We start from the raw sequence: 22,216 nt of genomic DNA, 5'->3' as shown, positions 1-22,216 counted from the left end.
GGTGTGAATGGGAAAAGAGGGCGATCGCCTATATCTTTGATAACAACCAGATAAGATGGAAGACATCAACACTCAGTGCAGCCATGACTCTGAAGACCGGGTACTCCATTCCTCAAACTGAGCCGCCTCGTCCCCCCAGCGAGACGCTGCCCACTATGTATGATTTGCCCAGTGAATATATAGGAGAACCGGGATTGCCAGATGAATTTCATGATTTACAGCCTCAACTACTGAGCCGTACCTTATCTCTGGCAGAATACTCCCGCGATCAATGGTTTACCGGATCTGACCTCAACCTTTACTACGATGTCCATCATCCACTGTGGTACAAGCGCCCCGATTGGTTCTTAGCGGTGGGCGTTCCCAGGCTCTACAATGGGCAAGATTTTCGGCGTAGTTATGTCACCTGGCAAGAGGGACAAAATCCTCACGTTGTGATTGAGTTTTTATCTCCTGGCACCGAGCGAGAAGACCTGGGGCGGTTTTATCAAGTCGAGGATGCAGTGGAAGAAGGGATTTCTGACTTATCAACCGATCTGCAAGTTTCTCAGGCAGAACGCCCTCTAGAAAAATTCACAGTGTATGAACAGCAATTGAGAGTGCCGCATTACCTGGTTTACAGCCGACAAAAACAACGGCTACGCTATTTTCAATGGGTTGGAGGACGGTATCAAGAACAGCCCATTCATCAGAGCAATCCTTTGGTTTGGTTAGCAGATCTGCAAATCGGGCTTGGACTTTGGGAAGGAATCTTTGAGGGAGTTCACAGCACATGGTTACGGTGGTGTGATGAGAATGGCAATTGGCAATTGACCGATACAGAACAGGAACGGCTAGAAAAAGAACAGGAACGGCTAGAAAAAGAACAGGCTCAGGCTCAGGTGTTACAAGCCGCTAGAAATTTGCTGGCGACGGGAATGACAATGGCACAAGTTGCAGAACTGTTGGGCTTATCAGCAGAACAAATGAATCGCCTGTGAGCGATCGCCAACCTCCTAATGACCAGCTCAATTGGAATAAATGCATACCCCTCCATTTAGGTGCAATATGAGAAGCCATCAAACCTGAAATCGTTCACAGAGGAGCATTGACTAAGATGGATGCGTTTGTTGGTGCATTATTGTTGTTAGCCCTAATTTTTTCGTCATTACCTAAGCCCCCTGCCCCTCCACCGAGATCTGAAGAAGAAGTGTTGGGAGAGGCGATCGGCAAATATTTGAAGAAGGGCATTAAGATCAACGTCGAGATTTCTAACAAATCCCAGGGGGGGTGATGGGGTGATGAGGTGATAGTTTACTCCCCCACTCCCGTACTCCCCCTACTCCTGCAAAAACTGCATACTTCCCTCAGCCTGCTAAATAGGAGTGTTCAACCACTTCAGCACTCAAGAGGGCAATTCCATGAGACGCTTTTTATCCAGTGTGTTGTTAACCAGTTGTCTGATTGGCACGGTTCACCTGGCTCCACCGACTTCAGAGACGACAGCGATCGCCCAGACCTCAACTGTCAGCGATTTGTATTACACCTTCTATGATCGCCGCATTCCCTTAAATTTGCGGCAGGATGTCATTGCCGTTGAGTTTCGTCCTACGGCTAACACCAGAGGTTCTCGGCTACCGTTGTATCTGCAACTGCAACAAGACTTGCAAGGAGACAATCCAAGTACTAGCCGAAATGCCACTAGAGGCGAGGCTTCACCACCCGATTCCTTGTCCGTTCAAGTGGAAGTGCAACCTCTGGGAGAGCGGTATGCGTTAGTAACAATACCAGTCGATGCAGCGGATACTGCTACAGTGGAGCAAAGTATTCGCCAACAGAACTACGTTTCAGAAACTCTCCCTGTTTTATCGGTTGACAATGCTGGAGAGGAGACAAGTCTTTCCGATGTTGTGTTGCCCAATGAAATTCTAGTCAGCTTTGATGCAGATCTCTCCAATAGCCAAATTCAACTGCTGCTGAATCGATATCGCCTGGAAATCGTTCGCCCACTGCGCTTCACGCAAAATCGATACTTAGTGCGTTCTCGAACCGAACGAGGCACAGCTATCCTAACAGCAGCTAATCAACTCAATGGCATTCCAGGCGTTCAATCTGCCACTCCCAACTTTATTCAGGCTCTCTCTTACCGAGTGCAGGCAGATGGGGTTATCACTTCCAATATCAATCCTCAGTTGCAACAAACCCTGGCAAGTTTGCCAACCCTTGAAGCAGAGTTTCAGAGCAATCTCCTGCCGCTAGCATGGCACCTCAACAGCATCCCTTACCGGGGTCGGCTCCTGCCCCGCACTGATATTCGTGCCACAGAAGCTTGGGAAATTAGCAACGAGGGAGATGGAGTGGTCGTTGCTGTGATCGACAGCTTGATCCAGTGGGATCATCCGGATCTCGCCAATAACTTACACACGGTGACGGCTCAAGCCGATGCCTTACCCGGAGAAGTTCACGGGTGGGATTTTACGGCTGATACTTTAGCTTGCAGTTCAACTCAGCCGGATCTATGTGTGACGGGTGATCCAGATACACGCATCAGTGCTGAAGAAGTAGCTTTCCTGCGTCCTCACTTTCAAAATACGTTTCGCCTCTCAGATGCTGACTTGCTAGAAACCTATCCTCAGTTAACTGAGCGGCTCCGCACTCGTAACCCAGAGTTATCTAACCGTCAAGCCGCTGATTGGATTCGCAATTACATTCGTGGAGATATTTCGGCGGAGTTTCATGGCACCTGGTCAGCCGGGGTGATTGCAGCTCAACCCCACAATGGACAAGGGGCGATCGGGGTTGCGCCTAAAGCCCAAATCCTCCCGGTGCGCGTGTTTGGGCTGGGAGGTGAGATTACCGCTGCTCGCTTGATTGAGGCGATCGCCTATGCCGCAAGTCGAGATGTTGATGTCATCAATATGAGCTTGGGTGGGCTGATGCCCGATCAGGGACTTACTGACCAGATCTTTCAGGTTTTAGATGCCAATCCCAACCTGATTATTGTTGCCTCAGCAGGCAATGATGCCGTGGATGGTGTTGGCTTTCCCGCCGCGATTCCGGGTGTCGTATCTGTGGGAGCGACTAACCTGGAGGGCAAGCGCACCTTCTACAGCAACTATGGCGGACGGCTCGATGTGGTTGCACCGGGAGGAGAAACCACCCTGGCACTTCGAGGTGGGATTTTAACCACTGGAGGGACGTGGGTAGACGGATTCTGGCAAAACTTACCTACTCCAGAGTCTGGTTGGGGAGCAGCCCTTGATCCGACTGGACAATACGTTCAGGTGCAGGGCACCTCCTTCTCGGCTCCCACTGTTTCAGGGGTTGTTGCCTTGATGCGGGGTGTGAATCCTAACCTCAACCGCGATCGCCTCACCCAGTTGCTCAAGAACACAGCCAGCTATGAGGGATTAACGCTGGCTCAAGGAGATGCCAATCGATACCGCCTGCAACGGGATGTGGGATTAACCCTGATGCAAGATCGATTGTCTGGAATTTTCCCACTTCCCCAACCCGTCTCTGCGGAGCAATACTTCTTTGGCAGAGGTTTGGTGAATGCAGAGGCAGCGGTGCGAGCGGCTCGACGATAAGCCTCATGCTCAAATGTGCATAGCTCATCCTCACGCAGGATTAGGATAGGGCAGGTCAAACTAAATGCTGTTTGCTTAATCTTCGGTCGATGAAATAATTGAAGCGTTTCCAGTTTTGATCACAGTTCATTTAGACGTGGTGAGACATCATGGGGTCTGCCTCAAAGTATTGGTATCTCGTACAAATTGACGGAAGTGGACGGCAACGGTCAACTGCTCTGGCGATCGCCCAAACGTTTCTTCAACAGGAGTGTGCGGAATTGCTTGCCCTGGATGAAGTACCAGATAACCCACTCCAAATCAGATTGCTGGAGGTGCTAAGGAGCGATCGCCGTTCAGCCGCCGACCAAGACTTAGCGGAGTTGTGTCTGCGGTGCTTTATCTCCTCGCAGGTTGAGCAAATGTGCATTCGCTTAGAACAAAACTTTGGGTTCCATTATGGGTTTACCCGCTATGACCTGTTCCCCCTTGTTCTGGACGACGATGGCAAACTCAGATCCCAGCGACGCACCCCGACAACCTATCGCTCCCTGGCTACAACCATTCTGGAAACCTTTGATCCGAGTCGAGCGAGTTTGAGCACCTGGACAATGCGCCTGGTTCGCAATTATCGGGAGCTAAACCAGTTTTTACGCGAGTGTGGTGTGTATTTAGCCAGTGATTGGTCGATTCTGAATGACACCAGCCCAGAGCAGGCACAACGGATTCTGTTGTCTTTCCATGCGTTAACGGCGATTGAAGTGGAGCGATCGAGCAAGTTATTGCAGGCATATCATCTGGTGTATCGCCAAGACCGATTGCAACTCAGAAGAGCAGGCATTGTCAAAGGCAAGGAGCAGTGCAAACCCCCTACACCAGAGCAACTCATTCGCATTGCGGATTACTACCAACAACTCACAACTCTACCCCTGTCGCCCCAAATCGCTCTGAAACATCTGCAAACCCTGGCAACCCAAGTCCGACAGTATCGAGTTGCCATTCGCAGTGGTTCACCGCCTACAAGTTCACTGGATGAGCCTGAAACCCAAACGGTTGCGATCGCTCTCCCAGCACCTGATGCCGAAACCAACGAAGAACAAAATGAGTTTCTCATGTTTTACCGGGAGCAATTTTTGCAGTGTTTAGATGAGTCGCTTGAGCAGGCAACTAATGAACGGTTCACCTATCTACAACGCAAAAAAGGACAAAAAGGAGAACCTTTCCTGAAAGCACTACAGTTATTTCATTGCCAAGGACAGGCAATGGGAGAGATTGCCACCCAGGTGGGACTAGCCGCACAGTTTGAAGTCAGCCGATTAATGAAGCTCAAAGAGTTTCGTGCCAGTGTGAGGCAGTATTTGTTAGCCCTGTTGAGCGATCGCATTTTGCACAAAGCGAAAACTTACGTCGATGCCCAACAACTGCATAACCTGGATCAGCGCATTGAAGTGGCATTGAATGAACAGATTGAAACGGTGATACAGCAAGCTGAAGCAGAATCGGTCGTTACCAAGCATCGCCCCCTGGAGAGCCTCTTCGCTCGTCGGTTATGTCGCCATTTAGATACTCGGAGAACTGCCGTATGATAAACACCATGATGGAAGAACCTTTTAATTCCCCAGATTTAATAGATTGGGAACCCCTCAGCGACGAAAGCATTGAGATGTCTCAAGAGCAGATCGACCGTGCCCTGCAATTGAGTGAACCAATCACGAAAGCGGATCAGCAATGGTCGGTCTACCTCCACGCTTTAGCTCTCTCAGGCTTTGAGCAGTGGCTAGAGGAGTGGGCACCGGATTTACGAATTGAGGATACTAACAGTTCGCTGTACCAACCTGCGATCGCCAGCTTAGTCGATGCGGTCTGCCATCTCACCGTCGGACGTTTTAAGGTGTGCTTAATTGCGGTTAGTAGTGTCGCAGATACGGCGGTGAGTGTGCCTAGAGCTATTGTGGATCTGCCTGATTTGATTCCCCATCTCTACGTGTTAATGGAGATCAAAGAGGAACAAATGCAAGTGCGAGTGCATGGCTACTTGCGCTATGACCAATGGCTGGAACGCCAAGCCTCTGGTTCCACCTCCGTCTCTGATTGGCAGTGCGTACTCCCCCTCAATTGGTTTAATCCTGACTCAGCCGCTTTACTATTAGATTTGCGATATCTCGACCCGGCAACCGTTCCTTTGCCTACAGTCACTCCAACCGTAGCCCCTGCTGACGGCTTGCAGGATAAGTTGCTGGCTGCACTGCCCCAACTGCGATCGCCCCTTGTATCCCCTAAGCAACTGCTGAATTGGGAAGAGTTATCCCTGATTTTAACGACGCCGGAGTTAGCAGAATGGCTCTACCAGGCGCAACAGCCCACGACGCAGGAGCAATCCACTGTCAACCAATTGCGGGAAGGGCTATCTGCCATCTGGAATCAAGTCCAAACATTAGGGCAGCAAGCGATTAATGTGGGGCTATGGCTACAAGATCAACTCGATGAGTTAGCCCAGGAACTCTCCTGGACTTTAGTGCCTGCTTTTTCCCCTGCTTTAGCAGAGATGCGATCGGTGCAGGAGGAATTAGAAACGGTTGTCAGTGAGTTGCAACAGCAAGCCGTAGGCATTCCTCCAGAAGCACGAGGAGCGTATCGGGATTTACGGTGGGGAAATGTTGCCCTGCGGTTATATGTCCTGACGTGGGCATTACCTGTGACGAATGCTGCTCCAGAATGGACGCTGCTGGTGGTCGTGAGTAGTCAACAGAGTGCTAGCGTACCCGCAGGAGTCAAACTGCAAGTTCGCGACGCATGGCAGGTGTTGGTCGAACGAACCTTGACCCAGGAGGCTCCTGATTCCTACCTTTATGCTCAGGTCGTTGGGGGATTGGATGAACAGTTTTGGGTGAGGATTAACCTCAACCAGGGTGCAGCCGTGACGTTCTGTTTCGCTTTCAACCCTGAGAGGGCCGTGTAATGAATGCACCTGTCTTTCGCCTCAAAATTCAACAGATTGAACACACATGCGTCTTTGAATTGACGTGGGGGCGAGGGCAGCAACTCATGACAACGCTCCCCTATCCCGATAGTTTGACAGGGTTGTATCAAGAATGGCGTAGACTTTATCTGAGCTTTTATAAGACGGTACAGATGCCGCTCGCTCCGATTTCCCCAACTAACAGCAACTCAGATTTGCGGGGACGAGTGGTGAATACTGGAACGATCGCCCCCTCTGACGTAGACTGGCACACTAAATTAGTTGAAGCCGAAACAAAGCTATTAAATGAGTTCCATCGTTGGCTTCGCAGTGCAGAGTTGTTTGAAATTCGCTCAGCGATCGCCCGTGCCACTCGACAAGACCAGGTGGAACTTCCCATCGTTACGGTCTTTTTGACCTGTACCCCCCTGACTCTGGCACGCTTTCCCTGGGAAATGTGGGAAATTGGAGCCGACTTTGCCGCAACGGGAACGATTCGCATGGTTCGCACCCCTGCCAACATCCACGCTGAAACCACATCCGTTAGACCTCATCGAGGACGAGCACGCATCTTAGCCATTATGGGAGATGAGACGGGGTTAAACTTTCAGGCAGATCGAGAGGCAGTGCGATCGCTCTCTCGCATGGCAGACATTCATTTTTTGGGTTGGCAACCGGGACAAAGCCCGACTGAGGTAAAGGACAACATTCGAGCGGCAATTGCCGATGAGCAAGGGTGGGATGTGCTGTTCTTTGCAGGGCACAGTAATGAGACTCAAGTGACAGGGGGAGAGTTAGCGATCGCTCCTGGAGTTTCCCTTGTCATTCAAGAGATTGCGGCTCCCCTGACGACTGCACGAGAACGAGGATTGCAATTTGCGATTTTCAATTCCTGTAGTGGGTTGAACATTGCAGAATCCTTAATTGATCTGGGCTTTAGTCAAGTCGCGATCATGCGTGAACCGATTCATAATCGGGTCGCCCAGGAATTTTTAATTCGCTTTTTACAAACACTAGCAGAACACAAAGATGTCCACGAAGCTCTCATTTCTGCTTCTCAATTTTTACGTCTGGAGAAGAACCTGACGTATCCATCGGCATATCTGGTTCCTTCTCTTTTTTGTCATCCCGATGCTGTTTTATTTCGCATTCCACCCTTTGGATGGCGGCAACGACTCCAGCAAAGTTTACCGACCCAATGGGAGGCGATCGGTTTAGCCGTTCTATTGCTGGTGGGAACAATGCCTCAAACTCAGCAAATCTTGCTCGATTGGCGGGTCTGGACGCAGGCAATCTACCGCGATTTGACCCGACAAATTCCTCCAGCAGACGTTCCACCAGTGGCTTTAGTACAAATTGATGAAGCCTCCATTCGGCGAGATGATCGCATTGCGAAACCCGTTCCCATCAATCGTACCTATCTGGCTGATTTGATTAATCAATTAACGAACCAAAATGCTGAAATTATTGGGATTGATTACCTGCTCGATCGCTCCATTGGGGGTGAGGAAATTCTGCGCCAATCGTTGCAGCGGGCGATCGCAACGAATCAAACCTGGTTTGTTTTTGGGACACAATTCAATCAATTTGAGGCGGAGAATATCTTCACCGCTGAGGAGCAGGGTATCGCTGAACGAGAATGGAGTTTGCAGGGGCATGTCTTCTTTTTTCCCCGCTATGTTACCCTGCCCTACCCCGAAGAGGATTGCCGTGAAACCTGCCCATTCGCGTATCTCATGACCCTGATCCAGGTCGCTGAGCAAGAACAACTGGCGGATCTGCCCCAACCCCAGTTAAGCAGCCAACGGGATTTACGGCTTCAGGCAGTTAATTACATTTACCCCACCAGTTCGACTAACTCCCGCTTGGATCAGTTGTGGCGATCGCGCCTTTCTTCCATCTCATCCTGGTCCTATGAACAATTGGGCTTAGTCTGGTTAGAACCCATCATCGATTACTCCATTCCTCCTGACCGCATCTACGACCGCGTTGCCGCATGGCGAGTGTTAGAAGGAGTAGAACTATCCAACTTACCAACCCAAGTGGTGATAATTGGGGCAGGAGAATACACTGACGGAGAAGGCTTTGATGACCAGTATGAGTTACCCTCCGCTGTTGCTTACTGGCGCGATCGCTTGCCAGAAGATAACAATGCAGCCCGTTTTTCAGATGGTAAGTCTGCCAATACACCGAGCTATCTCCCTAAATTGACCGGAGTCGAAGCCCATGCCTACATGGTGCATCATCTATTGAATCAGCGATTAGTCGTACCCATTCCCGACATTTGGCTGATTGGGATGACTGCATTAATCAGCAAAGTCGTCACTATAGGAATACAGAAACGTCAATTCAAGTGGACTCGTCAACAACGTTTGATTGGCTTGACAGGGGCTACGGTTCTCTATGGAGGGGTTAGTTTACAGCTTTATATTTCGGCTGCAATTCTTGTGCCCTGGCTTTTGCCATCGGTCACACTCTGGGTGTATTTTCTACTGAACTCTAAAGGAAAACGTCATGCTTAAACTATATCGAAGTAGTCTCATTGCATTGGTTTTCATCGCTCCCCTGATAACAGTGCCCGTTCTGGCGCAATCCACTCCTCCCTCTGATCAAGAGCTTGAAAATCGTCGCCGTCCTAGAGACGAAGGAATTATTCGTCAACGGACATCGCCTCTAGACAACCTGGAGCAAACCTTTGAGCAAAATCGCCGCCCTAGAGGAGAAGGCATTCGTCGGGGTGCCATTTGTGCCATTTCTCCCGCAACCGATCGCCTGCAAACAGAAGCCGTCATCTGGAGCGATCGCCCCTTGTTTCTCTGGCGCACTGACCCAACGGTGATTCGCGTCACCTCCATTCAGGTGTATAACCTGGAAACCAATGAAATCGCCTGGGAAAAAGACCTTGCCCCTGCGGATCAACGCGCATTATTTGAGGGCAATCCACTCCAACCGGGGCAGATTTACGTGTGGGAACTCGCCTTTGAACGGCAGAACCCCACCACCCAAACCTGGGAACCAGAAACCTTAAGTTACACATTTGAAGTGTTGGCGGGCGATCGCCGAGAGCAGATCACCGCTGGGTTGCAGCAATTGAGTGGCGATCACACACAGAACACATCACAGGACGTTGCCATCAGTCAAGCTAACTACTTGATGCAGCAAGGCTTACTATCCGACGGCTTACAAATTCTGTATAGAGTGAGTACTCCTACACCCCAACTGAGTGAGCGACTACAAACTTTGACGAACAGCGTTTGTGAGTCATAGATCAGAAACACCCGCACTCGGTATAGATACGAAGCACACCTTTGGGTTAGCCGAAACATCTTCTGCTAGGGGTTTGGGGGATTCTCCCCCAATGCCTGGTTTTCAACCTCATTGAAAATATGCAGAAGTTATGATCTCAGTAACTTCAACACATCAATGCTAATCGTTCCAACTTGAATGATTCCTGTATGAAAGATTTGTTCTTTCATATAATTTCTATTCATCGGGTTAGTGTAGTAGATGACACAACCCTCCTTCAAATCGACAACTAGATAATGAGCAATCTTAGCTTCTGCATAAATTTCACGCTTGATGCCTTTATCTTGTTTTTGAGTTGTGCGAGCGTACTCAACAATCAGATACACATCCTCTGCGCTGGGATGGCGATCGCTGTAATCTGCCTCACGCACAAGTGCAATATCCGGTTGGGGTTCAGAGTCAATTAGCGATATGGGCTTACCCTGACGGGACCACCATCCATCTCCCAGCAATCGCTCTAAATAACGAGCAGTCGTTTCACACCGATGGGCATGTTCAGGTCCTTCGGGTGGCATATCGACAATATTTCCTTGCAGCAGTTCGCAATCAGACTCAGATAGAATGCCTGCTTCAACAATCCGGTGATAGTCTTCTACTGTCCAGTGATGCAGAAGAATTGCCATTTGTCAGCCTTAATCTTAAATCCAATTGACTGAATGTAGGTTACTAAATGCTATCTAAGACAATCCTAATAGTTGTTACCAAATCTTTGTCAGTTGTAGAACGAATCCTGGCAACTCTGGATCACTGCTAACGGTTTCAGGGTTGTCCAAAATTTCAGGCGTTCGACCAGGACGATAAACGTGAACCGTTCGATTTTGGCGATCGATTAACCATCCTAATCTAGCTCCATTATCGATATACTCTTGCAATTTGGCTTGCAACCCCGCCAAGGTATCACTAGAAGAGCGCAACTCAATCACAAAATCGGGACAAATCGGCGCAAATGACGCTTTCTGTTCTTCCGTTAAGGCGTTCCATCGCTCTAATCGAACCCAAGATGCATCGGGCGATCGCGTCGCTCCATTGGGCAGCGTAAAACCGGTACTAGAGTCAAACGCCTCACCCATGCCATCCTGATCTGCCCAGTTTGCAAGTTGTTGTGAAATTTTGATGTTACGGTTGCCAGTGTCCGAAAAGGTCGGTGGCATGATGATGACTTCTCCAGTGGCAGTGCGTTCGATTCGTAAGTCTCGATTGGCTTGGCAGAATTCGTAGAACTGGGTGTGGGTCATGCAGGCGATCGCAGGGAAGTTGACCGTGAGGGGAATGAGTTCGGTTTGGATGAAGAGCGTTGTCATAATGACTCTTTGTCATGCCTGATATGCCATTAGTCTCAATTGTAGATGAGAGAAACCTATTGAGAGAAAGCGATCGCCCTCTTCGTTCTGTTTCTATCAAAATCATCGATTCTCTTCCACTTTCTATCAGCAAAAGACATGATATCTTGCTATTAACTCTGGCTACTAATTAATCCTAAACCGCTATTTCAAGGTGCAGCAGTATGAGCGATCGCAACTGGCAACGTGGGTTGACCGTGGGATTGGTAGCGGGGGCTATCTTGATTAGTGAGGGAGCGATCGCCCTAGAGGGAGAAATGCTTCGCATCGCCCAAATTGTACCTGACGATACATTGGGTAATGAGCGATCGGTGGTGACTCCGGGTGTCACGATTCGCGGTGGAGTGAGTGACCGGATTGATGGCGGTGCGGCACGGGGAGCCAACCTATTTCACAGTTTTCGAGAATTCAACGTTAATGACGGACAGAGAGTCTATTTCTCGAATCCGGCTGGAGTGGAAAATATTCTCAGTCGCGTTACCGGAAACAATGTTTCCAACATCTTGGGAACGTTGGGCGTAGATGGAGCCGCCAATTTATTTCTCCTCAACCCTAATGGCATTATTTTTGGTCCCAATGCCCAGTTAGATGTTGGCGGTTCCTTTGTTGCCAGCACTGCAAACACACTTCAGTTTGGTGATCAAGGTTTCTTTAGTGCGACTAATCCTGAGGCTCCTTCATCGCTATTAACTATCAATCCGTCAGCATTTTTATTCAACCAAATTAATCCAGGAAATATTGATAGTAATTTTGCACAGCTTCAAGTATCCGATCACCAAAATCTTACGCTTCTGGGTGGTAATGTCAATATTACTGGTGGTAGCCTAAGCGCGCTAGGTGGACGAATTGATATCGGTGCAACTGCTAGCACAGGAGCGATTAGCCTAAATGCTGATGGCAGTTTCAGCATACCTGATGAAATTATGCGTGGGGATGTCTTGTTTAACAATGGTGCTGTTGCAAATACCAGCTTTGACAGTGGTGGAAATATTGCTATTTCAGCTCGTAATATAACCTTCTTAAATCGCGGTAGTTTGCTAACTGGTATTGCCTCTAATTCAGGTACAGCAGACAGTCAAGCAGGTAATTTAGTCCTGGATGCAACTGGAGACATTCAACTTCTACAAGCAAATAGCCTTCTGAACGTCGTTGGTTTCTCTGCTACTGGTAACAGTGGTGACATCAACATTAGGGCTAGATCTCTAAGCATCAAGGACGGTTCGCAAATAAGTACTGGCACCTTCGGACAAGGTAATGCAGGCAATTTAATTATTGATGCTCGTGATATAGTTTCTCTAAACGGTAGAACTACTGCTGATACGAGTGATCCAACTGGTGTTTCTAGTATTGTTACAACGGGAGCCATCGGCAATGGTGGAGACATTCGCATCACTACAGGGTCCCTCTCCCTCACCAATTTTGCTGCATTATTTTCTGATACTTTTGGGCGAGGTGATGCAGGGAATATTATCATCACGGCTCGTGATGCGGTTTCTCTAGGTGGTGCTAATGCTGATAGGCTTGCTCCGAGTGCCGTTTCTAGTAGTGCTGCAGCAGGAGCCATCGGCAATGGTGGAGACATTCGCATTACTACAGGGTCCCTCTCCCTCACCAGTTCCGCTATATTATCTTCTAGCACTTCTGGGCGAGGTGATGCAGGGAATATTATCATCACGGCTCGTGATGCGGTTTCTCTAGATGGAACTACTACCAATGATTTAATTGGTGTTTCTAGTATTGTTGCATCGGGAGCCATCGGCAATGGTGGAGACATTCGCATCACGACGGGTTCTCTCTCCCTCACCAATGCGGTTCTACTAAGTGCTGGCACTAATGGTGAAGGTAATGCAGGCAATATCTTCATTGATGCTCGCGATCGCATTTCTCTAGGTGGGATTGCTCCTGATGGACTTTCTACTGGCATTCGTAGCACTGTTGAACAACTAGGCAGAGGGCAGGGAGGAAGTGTCCGCATCACCACTGGCTCTCTTTCCTTAAGCAATGGTACTCAAATCTCTGCTGGCACTTTTGGTGAAGGTAATGCAGGAAATGTCATCATCAATGCCCGTAATACGGTCTCCTTAGATGGCACTACTGCTGATGGGAGTTTTTCAAGTAGTGTTTCTAGTAGTGTTGAAACAGGAGCCATCGGTAACAGTGGAAACATCCGCATTACAACGGAGGCTCTTCTTCTCACCAACGGTGCTCAAATTAATGCTGGCACTTCTGGACAAGGTAATGCAGGGGGTGTAATTATCAATGCTCATAACACTGTTTCTATTGATGACGGAAGTGCTAATGGTCGCATTCCTATTCCTAGTGGTGTTTTTAGCAGCGTTGACACAGGAGCTATAGGCAATGGTGGAGATGTCCGCATCACCACTGGCTCTCTTGCCTTAACCAATGGTGCTCAAATCTCCGCTAGCACTTTTAGTCAAGGTGATGCAGGTAATGTCTCGATTGAGGCGCGCGGTCACATTTCTCTCGATGGAGTCAACCCCCACAGTGGATTCCCAAGTAGATTCTTGACAAGAACTTTTAGTGATGCCAGAGGTCAGGGAGGAAATGTCACGATCGCCACTAACTCTTTCCGCATCTCGAATGGAGCCATAATCAACGCTCAAACATCTAATGCATTTCGAGGTGGTAATGTCACGATTAATGCCAACACCTTTGAGGCAACCCGTGGAGGACAAGTCATTGCCACCACGACGAATCGAGGGCAGGCAGGCACGATTACCCTCAACATTCGAGACAACCTTCTGCTAAGTGGCTCTGACCCCACCTTTGCAGTTCGACAAAGACGCTTCCCTGATGCCATTAGCAATCAAGGAGCGGATAGCGGATTGTTTGCCAGTACCGTTCGCAACTCCAGTGGTCAAGGGGGCACGATTCGCATCAACACCGATCGGTTCAGAGTTGAGGATGGAGCCAGAGTCGAGGTCAACAGCTTGGGCAGCGGTGCGGCAGGGGATGTGCGAATTCGGGCGGGGTCAGTGCGGCTCTCTAATAGGGGTCGATTGATTGCCGAGACTCAAACCGTGGATGGTGGCAATATTGTCTTAACCAATCTGGATCAACTGTTGTTGCGCGAACAAAGCAGCATTTCCACTAATGCTGGAACAACGGGTGCGGGAGGAGATGGCGGCAACATTGGCATTGATGCCGATTTCATTGTGGCAGTTCCAACTGAAAACAGCGACATCACCGCGAATGCAGTCAGAGGCAATGGTGGCAGAGTTAACGTAACCACTCAAGGCTTGTTTGGCATCACTCCTAGAGAGTCTCTGACTCCACTCAGTGACATCACCGCCAGTTCAGAGCAGGGGGTTCAAGGGGTGGTGGCGGTTAATACGCCCAATGTTGATCCTCGGCAGGGTTTACTCGAACTTCCCACCGATGTCACCGATGCCACGCAACAGATTGCTCAAAACTGCCCAACGGATAGCTCCACTGCATCTGAACTGGGTGAGTTTGTCGTCACAGGACGGGGAGGATTACCACCCAGTCCCACTGAGGTGTTAGGAGGCGAGACAGTCTTAACCCAACTCGCTGATGCAGACTCCACCAGTACAGACGCGATTAATCGCGTCTCTCAAAACTCAGAACTCTCTAACGATGCGATCGCCGAAGCCCAAAGTTGGGTCATTGATGCCGATGGTCAGGTGTCACTCATCGCCCACACCCCTCAATCCCCGTCACTTGTTCTACCAACCTGTACGGCTGCTAACACCCCCTCCTAAAGGACACCTCCCATGAAGCGAATTCGATTTGGGCGATCGGTCAAATTCACACTGTTAACCGCGATCGCCACCTTATTTTGCATCTTCACACCTCCCGTTTTGGGGGCAATTCAGCCTCCTCAAAATCCCCCCACCTTCGGCACCCCCCTTTTGAAGGGGGGCAGGGGGGATCAAAGCCCCCCAATATTGGGGGATTTAGGGGGCAGCAGAGCATCCACCCTCGACCAACAAGCCCGATCGCTCTACACCAACGGACGCTATAGCGAAGCCGCGATCGCCTTCCAGGAAGCGGCTCAAGCATATCAGGCGCAGGGAGATTCCATCCGGCAGGGGTTAGCATTTGGAAATCTGGCACTGACCTACCAGCAGTTGGGTGCTTGGGCTGAGGCAAATGCAGCGATCGCTCAGAGTGTGGAACTGTTGCGAGATCAGGGTGCTGAATTGGCACAGGTGTTGGATATACAGGGCACGTTGCAACTGGCGCAGGGACAGGCAACCCAGGCACTCGACAGTTGGGAACGGGCAACTGCGATTTACACTCAGTTAGGTGATTCGGAGCGGGCGATCGCCAGTCAGGTGAACCAGGCGCAGGCGTTGCAAGCATTGGGTTTATATCGACGGGCAATCACGACTCTAATTACCGCATTAGATTTAGAAAATGAACTGCTGAATCCTGATAGGACGGAGACAGACATTCCTCCGCTAGAAACGGTGTCTGCGACTACCACTCATGCTGCTGCACTCCGCAGTTTAGGAGAGGCATTGCGAGTAACAGGCAACTTGCAGCAAGCCAGAGCGGTATTAGAAAGAGGACTGGCGATCGCACAGGAATTAAACGACCGAGAAGCGATCGCTGCGACCCAGTTTGCTTTGGCGAATGTGATCTACGGTCAGGCATTGTCGGATCTGAGTTTAAGAGAAGTAATTCTCACTCCTGCTGAAGCCGCAGATTTAATCCGGCAGAGGGCAACTGGGCGTTTAATTCGGGGTATTGAGTACGCCTTGGCATTTGAAACTCAACTGCAACGAGCGATCACCCTGTATGAACAATCTGCCGACACAAGCGCAATTGCCACAACTCGCGTTCAGAGCCGCCTGAATCAACTCAACCTGCTGATTGTAGGAGAGCAGTGGTCAGAGGCGATCGCGTTGATTGCGCCACTGACCCAGCAAACACAAGCCTTACCCGTCAGTCGTACTGCTATCTATGCCCAGATCAATCTGGCAGAGAATGTGATGAAGTTACATGATCAACGGGTAGGGAATGCCAACTTAAACTCCTACGTAGCGTATGCGAAACAGATTTTGACTCGTGCCCTTCAACAGGCAGAGGCATTGCAGGATCAGCGATCGCGCTCCTATGCGTTGGGTGTTCTGGGCAGTGTGTACGAGCAAACGGAGGAATGGGAGCAAGCTAAATCCCTCACTCGTCAGGCGTTGTTACAGGCACAAGAAATCGAAGCGTCTGACATCTCCTATCGCTGGCAATGGCAGTTAGGACGACTCCTCAAAACGCAGGGACAGACTGATGCCGCGATCGCCGCTTATAAAGAAGCAGTGAACACATTAAAGTTAATCCGTAGTGATTTAATTGCCATTACCCCAGAAGAACAATTCTCTTTCCGAGAGACGATTGAACCGATTCACCGAGAACTCGTTGCGTTGTTGTTAGAGTCTGATCAGGGAAATCCCAGTAGTGAAAATTTGACAACGGCACGAGATGTGATTGAGTCGTTACAGTTAGCGGAATTAGACAACTTTTTTAGAGAAGCCTGTCTCACCGCGCAGCCCGAATTAGTCGATGAACTGGTGGATAACGAGACGGCAGTGTTATATCCCATCCTGTTGCCCGATCGCCTTGCTGTTGTCGTGAAATTGCCGGGGCAAGACCTCACCTATTACGCCACTCCACTGGATGCTAGGGCAACCCCTGAGAATATTGCCTCCACTGTAAATCAAGTACAACGATTCATTCGGCAAACTGGTTTTAATGAATCGAGGTATTTGCCACTAATGCAACAACTCTACGATTGGCTGATTTGCCCGATTGCCCCCCAACTTCAATCTAGCGGTACAAAAACGTTGGTGTTTGTATTGGATGGTGCCTTACGAAACGTGCCGATGTCGGTGTTGCACGATGGCAACCAGTATTTGATTGAACAGTATGCGATCGCTCTGACACCGGGGTTACAACTGCTGGAATCCCGCCCCCTCTTTCAAGAAAGATTGCGGGCACTGGTCGCAGGACTCAGCGAAGCACGAGCAGGTTTTGAACCGTTGACAGGCGTGGACTCGGAGCTTCAGCAAATTGGCTCACAAATTCAAGATAGCCGTGTGTTGTTGAACCAGGAGTTTACTAACAACAACTTTGAAACGGCTCTGAATGCGGTTCCCTTTCCAGTGGTGCATCTCGCCACTCACGGCAAATTTAGCTCTCGCTTACAGGAAACCTATATCCTCACCTATGACGACCGTCTGGACATCAACCAACTCCGTACCTTGTTGCAAGCCACTGAGATTCGTGAGGGAGGGGCATTGGAGTTGTTAGTATTGAGTGCCTGTGAAACTGCCGCAGGGGACGATCGCGCCACATTGGGATTAGCAGGAATGGCAGTGCGATCGGGTGCCCGAAGTACGGTAGCAACGCTATGGCAGGTCGGCGATAAATCAACGTCACTGATGATGAGTCAGTTTTATCAACAACTGGCGCAACCCAATATCAGTAAAGCCGTTGCACTGCAAGAGGCACAACTGGCTCTGCTAAAGAGTGATGAGTTTAATAATCCGTTCTACTGGGCACCGTATGTGCTGATTGGGAACTGGCAGTAAACCCCTTACCCAAACTACTTCGATTAGGATGCTCAAACCTTGCACGATCCCCCTAAATCCTCCTTCAAAAGGGGGACTTCACCCAGGGCTGGCTCGGTTCCCCCCTTTTCGTAAGGGGGGCAGGGATCAGACCACACATTTCATTAGGAGATAAGAATGCGATCATCGCCCCTATTTACACCTCTACTCATCGGCTTAGGAATCGTTGTTTTGGCTCCAAGTCATGCTTTTGCCCAGAGCCGCATTATTCCGGATAACACCCTTGGTGCAGAACAATCGAGGGTGACATCATTGGATACCTTTGGTTTACCTGTCGATGGGATTGATCAAGGGGCAGTCCGAGGGAGAAACTTATTTCATAGTTTTCAGGAGTTTAGTGTCAGTGAGGGGCGTGAAGCCTATTTTCTAAACCCAAGTAACAACATTCAAAATATTTTAGCGAGAGTCACCGGAAACACACGATCGGAAATTTTAGGAACTTTGAGTATCTTGAATGATACTGGAGTTACATCTAACCCCAATCTCTTTTTGATCAATCCCAATGGTATTCTCTTTGGTCCAAATGCGAGTATTGCTATTGGTGGTTCGTTTGTTACTAGCACTGCCAACGTACTTCAGTTTAGTGATCAAGGTTTCTTTAGTGCGACTAATCCTGAAGCCCCTTCTCCACTATTAACTGTCAATCCATCAGCATTCCTCTTCAATCAAATTAATCCAGGAAATATCGACAGCAACTTTGCAAGATTACAAGTGCCCGATCGCCAAAATCTTACATTTGCGGGCGGTAATATCAACATTAGTGGTGGTCTCTTAAATGCACCAGGTGGACGAATTGATGTTGGTGCAACTGTTAGTACGGGAGTGATTAGCCTAAACGCTGATGGCAGTCTCAGCTTACCTGATGAGGTAGGGCGTGGGAATGTCCTGTTTAATAATGGTGCTATTGTAAATACCAGCTCTGACAATGGTGGGAATATTACTATTTTAGCTCGTAATATCACCCTCTCAAATGGTAGTGGCTTGCTAACTAGCATTCTCCTCGATTCAGGTACAGCAGATAGCCAAGCAGGTAATTTAATCCTAAACGCAACTGGAGACATTCAACTTCTGCAAGCAAGTTTACTTGCTAACGCCGTTGGTTTTGCTACCGGCAATAGTGGCAATATCAACATTAGAGCTAGATTTTTGAGCCTCAGGGACGGTTCACGAATAGTTTCTAGCACGCTTGGGCAGGGCAATGCAGGAAACATAGTTATAGAAGTTAGCGATCGCGTTTCTTTAGATGGTGTTAATCCTAATGGGCAAGCTTCTACTGCTATTGGTAGCGTTGTTTCACAAATGGGTAAAGGAAAAGGAGGGGATGTACAAATAATCACTGGTTCTCTTTCCTTAACCAATGGTGCTCAAATCTCTACTGGCACTTTTGGTCAAGGAAATGCAGGTAATATCTTTATGGATGCTCGCGATCGTATTTTTCTGGATGGTGCTAGCCCTAATGGAGAGTTTCTCACTGGTATTGGTAGTAATGTCGAACAATTTGGTAGGGGTGAAGGAGGAGATATACGTCTTTCTGCTGGCTCTCTTTCCTTAACCAACGGTGCTTACATCTCCGCCAGCACTTCTGGTGAAGGTAATGCAGGTAATATCCTCATTGATGCCCGCGATCGCATTTCTCTAGACGGTGTTAGTCCTAATGGAGAATCTTATACTTTCATTAGTAGTGATGTTAATCAGCTGGCTAGAGGGCAAGGAGGAAATGTACGGATTACCACTGGATCTCTCTCTTTAACTAATGGTGCTCAAATCTCTGCTGATACTTCTAGTGAAGGTAATGCAGGTAATGTCTCTATTGATGCTCACGATCGCATTTCTCTAGACGGTGTTAGTCCTAATGGAGAATCTTATACTTTCATTAGTAGTGATGTTAATCAACACGGTAGAGGACAAGGAGGAAATGTACGGATTACCACTGGATCTCTTTTCCTAGCCAATGGTGCTCGAATCTCTGCTAGCACTTTTGGTCAAGGTAACGCAGGTGATGCGTTTATTAATGCTCGCGATTACATCTCTCTAGATGGTGCTAGCCCTAACGGAGAATTTCTTACTGGTATTGGTAGTGCTGTTGAACAATCTGGCAGAGGTCAAGGAGGAGATATACGTCTTTCTGCTGGCTCTCTTGCCTTAACCAACAGTGCTTATATCTCCGCCAGCACTTCTGGTGAAGGTAATGCAGGTAATATCCTCATTGATGCCCGCGATCGCATTTCTCTAGATGGTGCTAATCCTGATGGACAATCTGTTACTGGTATCACTAGCAGAACCAACCAACGCGGTATAGGGCAAGGAGGAAATATACGGATCATTACTGGCTCCCTTTTCCTAAGCAATGGTGCTCAGATTTCTGCTGACACTTTGGGTATAAGTAATGCAGGCAATATCTTTATTGATGCCCGCGACCACATTTCTCTAGATGGTGTTACTTCTAATAGAGAATCTCCTACTTTCATTGGTAGTGCTGTTGAACAAAGCGGTAGAGGGCAAGGAGGAAATGTACGGATTACCACTGGCTCTCTTGCCTTAATTAATGGTGCTCAAATCTCTGCTGGCACTTTTGGTCAAGGTAATGCAGGTAATGTGTTTATCGATGCTCGCGACCACATTTCTCTAGATGGTGCTAATCCTAATGGACAATTTCCTACTCTGATTGGTAGTGCTGTTGAACAAGGCGGTATAGGACAGGGAGGAGATGTAAGTATCACTACTAGTTCTCTTTTCCTAAGCAATGGTGCTGAAATCTCTGCTAGCACTTTTGGTCAAGGTGATGTAGGTAATGTCTTTATTAACGCTCGCGATCGCATTTCTCTAGATGGTGCTAGTTCTGATGGACGATTTCTTACTATGATTGCTGGCAGAGTTGGACAGTTTGGTAGAGGGCGAGGAAGAGATGTACGTATCACTACTGACTCTCTTTTCCTAACCAATGGTGCTCAAATTTCTGCTAGCACTTCTGGTCAAGGTGATGCAGGTAATGTCTTTATTAACGCTCGCGATCGCATTTCCATAAATGGTGTTAGCCCTAATAGACACTCTCTTACTGCCATCACTAGCAATGTTGAACCACACGGTAGAGGACAAGGAGGAGGGGTACGAATCGCCACTGGTTCTCTTTCTTTAACAAATGGTGCTCTAATCCTTGCTAGCACTTTTGGTGAAGGTAATGCAGGTAATGTCTTTATTAACGCTCGCAATCGTATCAATGTAAGTGGAACAAATGCTCAAAATCGGTTGCCGAGTGGATTATTTGTAGCAACGGCTGGAAAAGGACAAGCAGGTGTGATTACCCTCAATACCAATTCTTTTCGCATCTCAAATGGAGCCGTGATCAGTGCTCAAACTATTAATGCGTTTCGAGGGGGCAATATCATCGTCAATGCTAACACCCTTGAGGCAACCAACGGAGGACGAATCATTACTACAACCACCAATCAAGGACAAGCAGGTAACATTACGCTCAATATTCGAGATACCCTTTTGTTAAGTGGATCTGACCCAACCAGTGGTCTGTTTGCTAACACCGTTCGTAACTCCAGAGGTCAAGGAGGCACAATCCGCATCAACACCGATCAGTTCAGAGTTGAGGATGGAGCCAGAGTTGAGGTCAACAGCCTGGGTAGTGGTGCAGCAGGGGATGTGCTAATTCGAGCGGGTTCAGTGCGGCTTGCTAATCAGGGTCGGTTGATTGCTGAGACTCAAACCGTGGATGGTGGCAATATTGTCTTAACCAATCTGGATCAACTGTTGTTACGCGAACAAAGCAGCATTTCCACCAATGCCGGAACGACGGGTGCGGGGGGCGATGGTGGCAACATTGGCATTGATGCTGACTTCATTGTGGCAGTTCCAACTGAAAACAGCGACATCACCGCGAATGCAGCCAGAGGCAACGGTGGCAGAGTTGACATCACGACTCAAGGCTTGTTTGGCATTACTCCTAGAGCGTTTGTAACTCCACTCAGCGATATTACTGCTAGTTCAGAGCAAGGTGTGCAGGGAGTAGTGGCGGTTAATACGCCTAATATTGATCCTCGGCAGGGATTGCTCGAACTTCCCACAGATGTTACGGATGCCACACAGCAGATTGCTCAAAACTGTCCAACGGGGGGTTCTACGGCATCGGAGTTGGGTGAGTTTGTCGTCACAGGTCGGGGCGGATTGCCGCCCAGTCCCACTGAGGTGTTAGGCGGTGAAACCGTATTAACCCAACTTGCCAGTACAGACGTGATTAATCGCGTCTCTAACTCACAACTCGGTACAGACGCGATTAATCGCGTCTCTAACCCACAAAATTCACAATCTTCCGCTGAAATTGTTGAGGCACAGGGATGGGTCGTCAATGCAGAGGGAGCCGTGATGCTCATCGCTCAGGAATCGAATCAGTCGGAGCGATCGCCCCTCTCTACCCACTGTTCTAGCTAGCAGCCACTCTACCTG

General features: G+C 48.8%; 12 protein-coding genes. 10 read left to right on the top strand and 2 right to left on the bottom strand.

The window, feature by feature from the left end; all coding sequences use genetic code 11:
* Positions 1 to 83: 83 nt before the first annotated feature.
* The 7 genes from H6G89_RS18570 to H6G89_RS18540 all read left to right on the top strand — a co-directional run bounded on the left by H6G89_RS18570 (position 84) and on the right by H6G89_RS18540 (position 9,774).
* Entirely contained in the window at positions 84 to 980 is an 897-nt protein-coding gene (locus H6G89_RS18570) for a Uma2 family endonuclease (protein ID WP_190509132.1), read from the top strand.
* 107 nt (positions 981 to 1,087) lie between these two features.
* Positions 1,088 to 1,273 carry a hypothetical protein gene (locus tag H6G89_RS18565; protein ID WP_190509130.1) on the top strand — a complete coding sequence of 62 codons (186 nt, stop codon included), beginning with the start codon at positions 1,088 to 1,090 and terminating at the stop codon, positions 1,271 to 1,273.
* A 127-nt stretch (positions 1,274 to 1,400) separates the two neighbouring features.
* Positions 1,401 to 3,569, top strand: a complete 2,169-nt coding sequence (locus tag H6G89_RS18560) for a S8 family peptidase (RefSeq protein ID WP_190509128.1) — start codon at positions 1,401 to 1,403, stop codon at positions 3,567 to 3,569.
* Between the two features lie 149 nt (positions 3,570 to 3,718).
* On the top strand, positions 3,719 to 5,134 hold the full coding sequence (locus tag H6G89_RS18555) for a hypothetical protein (protein ID WP_190509126.1): 1,416 nt from the start codon (positions 3,719 to 3,721) through the stop codon (positions 5,132 to 5,134).
* 8 nt (positions 5,135 to 5,142) lie between these two features.
* Positions 5,143 to 6,507, top strand: a complete 1,365-nt coding sequence (locus H6G89_RS18550; protein ID WP_190509124.1) for a DUF1822 family protein — start codon at positions 5,143 to 5,145, stop codon at positions 6,505 to 6,507.
* Positions 6,507 to 9,029, top strand: a complete 2,523-nt coding sequence (locus H6G89_RS18545; protein ID WP_190509122.1) for a CHASE2 domain-containing protein — start codon at positions 6,507 to 6,509, stop codon at positions 9,027 to 9,029. Before H6G89_RS18550 ends, H6G89_RS18545 begins: the two co-directional genes overlap by 1 nt.
* The gene (locus tag H6G89_RS18540) at positions 9,022 to 9,774 is read left to right on the top strand and encodes a hypothetical protein (protein WP_190509120.1); all 753 of its coding nucleotides are present in this window, start codon (positions 9,022 to 9,024) and stop codon (positions 9,772 to 9,774) included. The genes H6G89_RS18545 and H6G89_RS18540 overlap by 8 nt, the downstream gene beginning before the upstream one ends.
* Before the next feature lie 128 nt (positions 9,775 to 9,902).
* Here the strand turns inward: H6G89_RS18540 and H6G89_RS18535 are convergent, their stop codons facing one another.
* Both H6G89_RS18535 and H6G89_RS18530 read right to left on the bottom strand, forming a co-directional pair.
* The gene (locus H6G89_RS18535) at positions 9,903 to 10,436 is read right to left on the bottom strand and encodes a Uma2 family endonuclease (RefSeq protein ID WP_190509118.1); all 534 of its coding nucleotides are present in this window, start codon (positions 10,434 to 10,436) and stop codon (positions 9,903 to 9,905) included.
* A 75-nt stretch (positions 10,437 to 10,511) separates the two neighbouring features.
* Positions 10,512 to 11,114, bottom strand: a complete 603-nt coding sequence (locus H6G89_RS18530) for a Uma2 family endonuclease (RefSeq protein WP_190509116.1) — start codon at positions 11,112 to 11,114, stop codon at positions 10,512 to 10,514.
* A 203-nt stretch (positions 11,115 to 11,317) separates the two neighbouring features.
* On the opposite strand from H6G89_RS18530, the gene H6G89_RS18525 reads away from it, so the two are divergent.
* The 3 genes from H6G89_RS18525 to H6G89_RS18515 all read left to right on the top strand — a co-directional run bounded on the left by H6G89_RS18525 (position 11,318) and on the right by H6G89_RS18515 (position 22,201).
* Positions 11,318 to 14,896, top strand: a complete 3,579-nt coding sequence (locus tag H6G89_RS18525) for a two-partner secretion domain-containing protein (protein WP_190509114.1) — start codon at positions 11,318 to 11,320, stop codon at positions 14,894 to 14,896.
* Between the two features lie 12 nt (positions 14,897 to 14,908).
* Positions 14,909 to 17,725, top strand: coding sequence for a CHAT domain-containing protein (locus H6G89_RS18520; protein WP_190509112.1), 2,817 nt, complete (start codon positions 14,909 to 14,911; stop codon positions 17,723 to 17,725).
* 156 nt (positions 17,726 to 17,881) lie between these two features.
* Positions 17,882 to 22,201, top strand: coding sequence for a two-partner secretion domain-containing protein (locus H6G89_RS18515; RefSeq protein ID WP_190509110.1), 4,320 nt, complete (start codon positions 17,882 to 17,884; stop codon positions 22,199 to 22,201).
* Positions 22,202 to 22,216: the final 15 nt, after the last annotated feature.

It is taken from the genome of Oscillatoria sp. FACHB-1407 (assembly GCF_014697545.1).
Classification (GTDB): Bacteria; Cyanobacteriota; Cyanobacteriia; order Elainellales; family Elainellaceae; genus FACHB-1407.
Note: the sequence above shows the minus strand (reverse complement) of the source record. Positions and strands in the feature narration are given on the sequence as shown.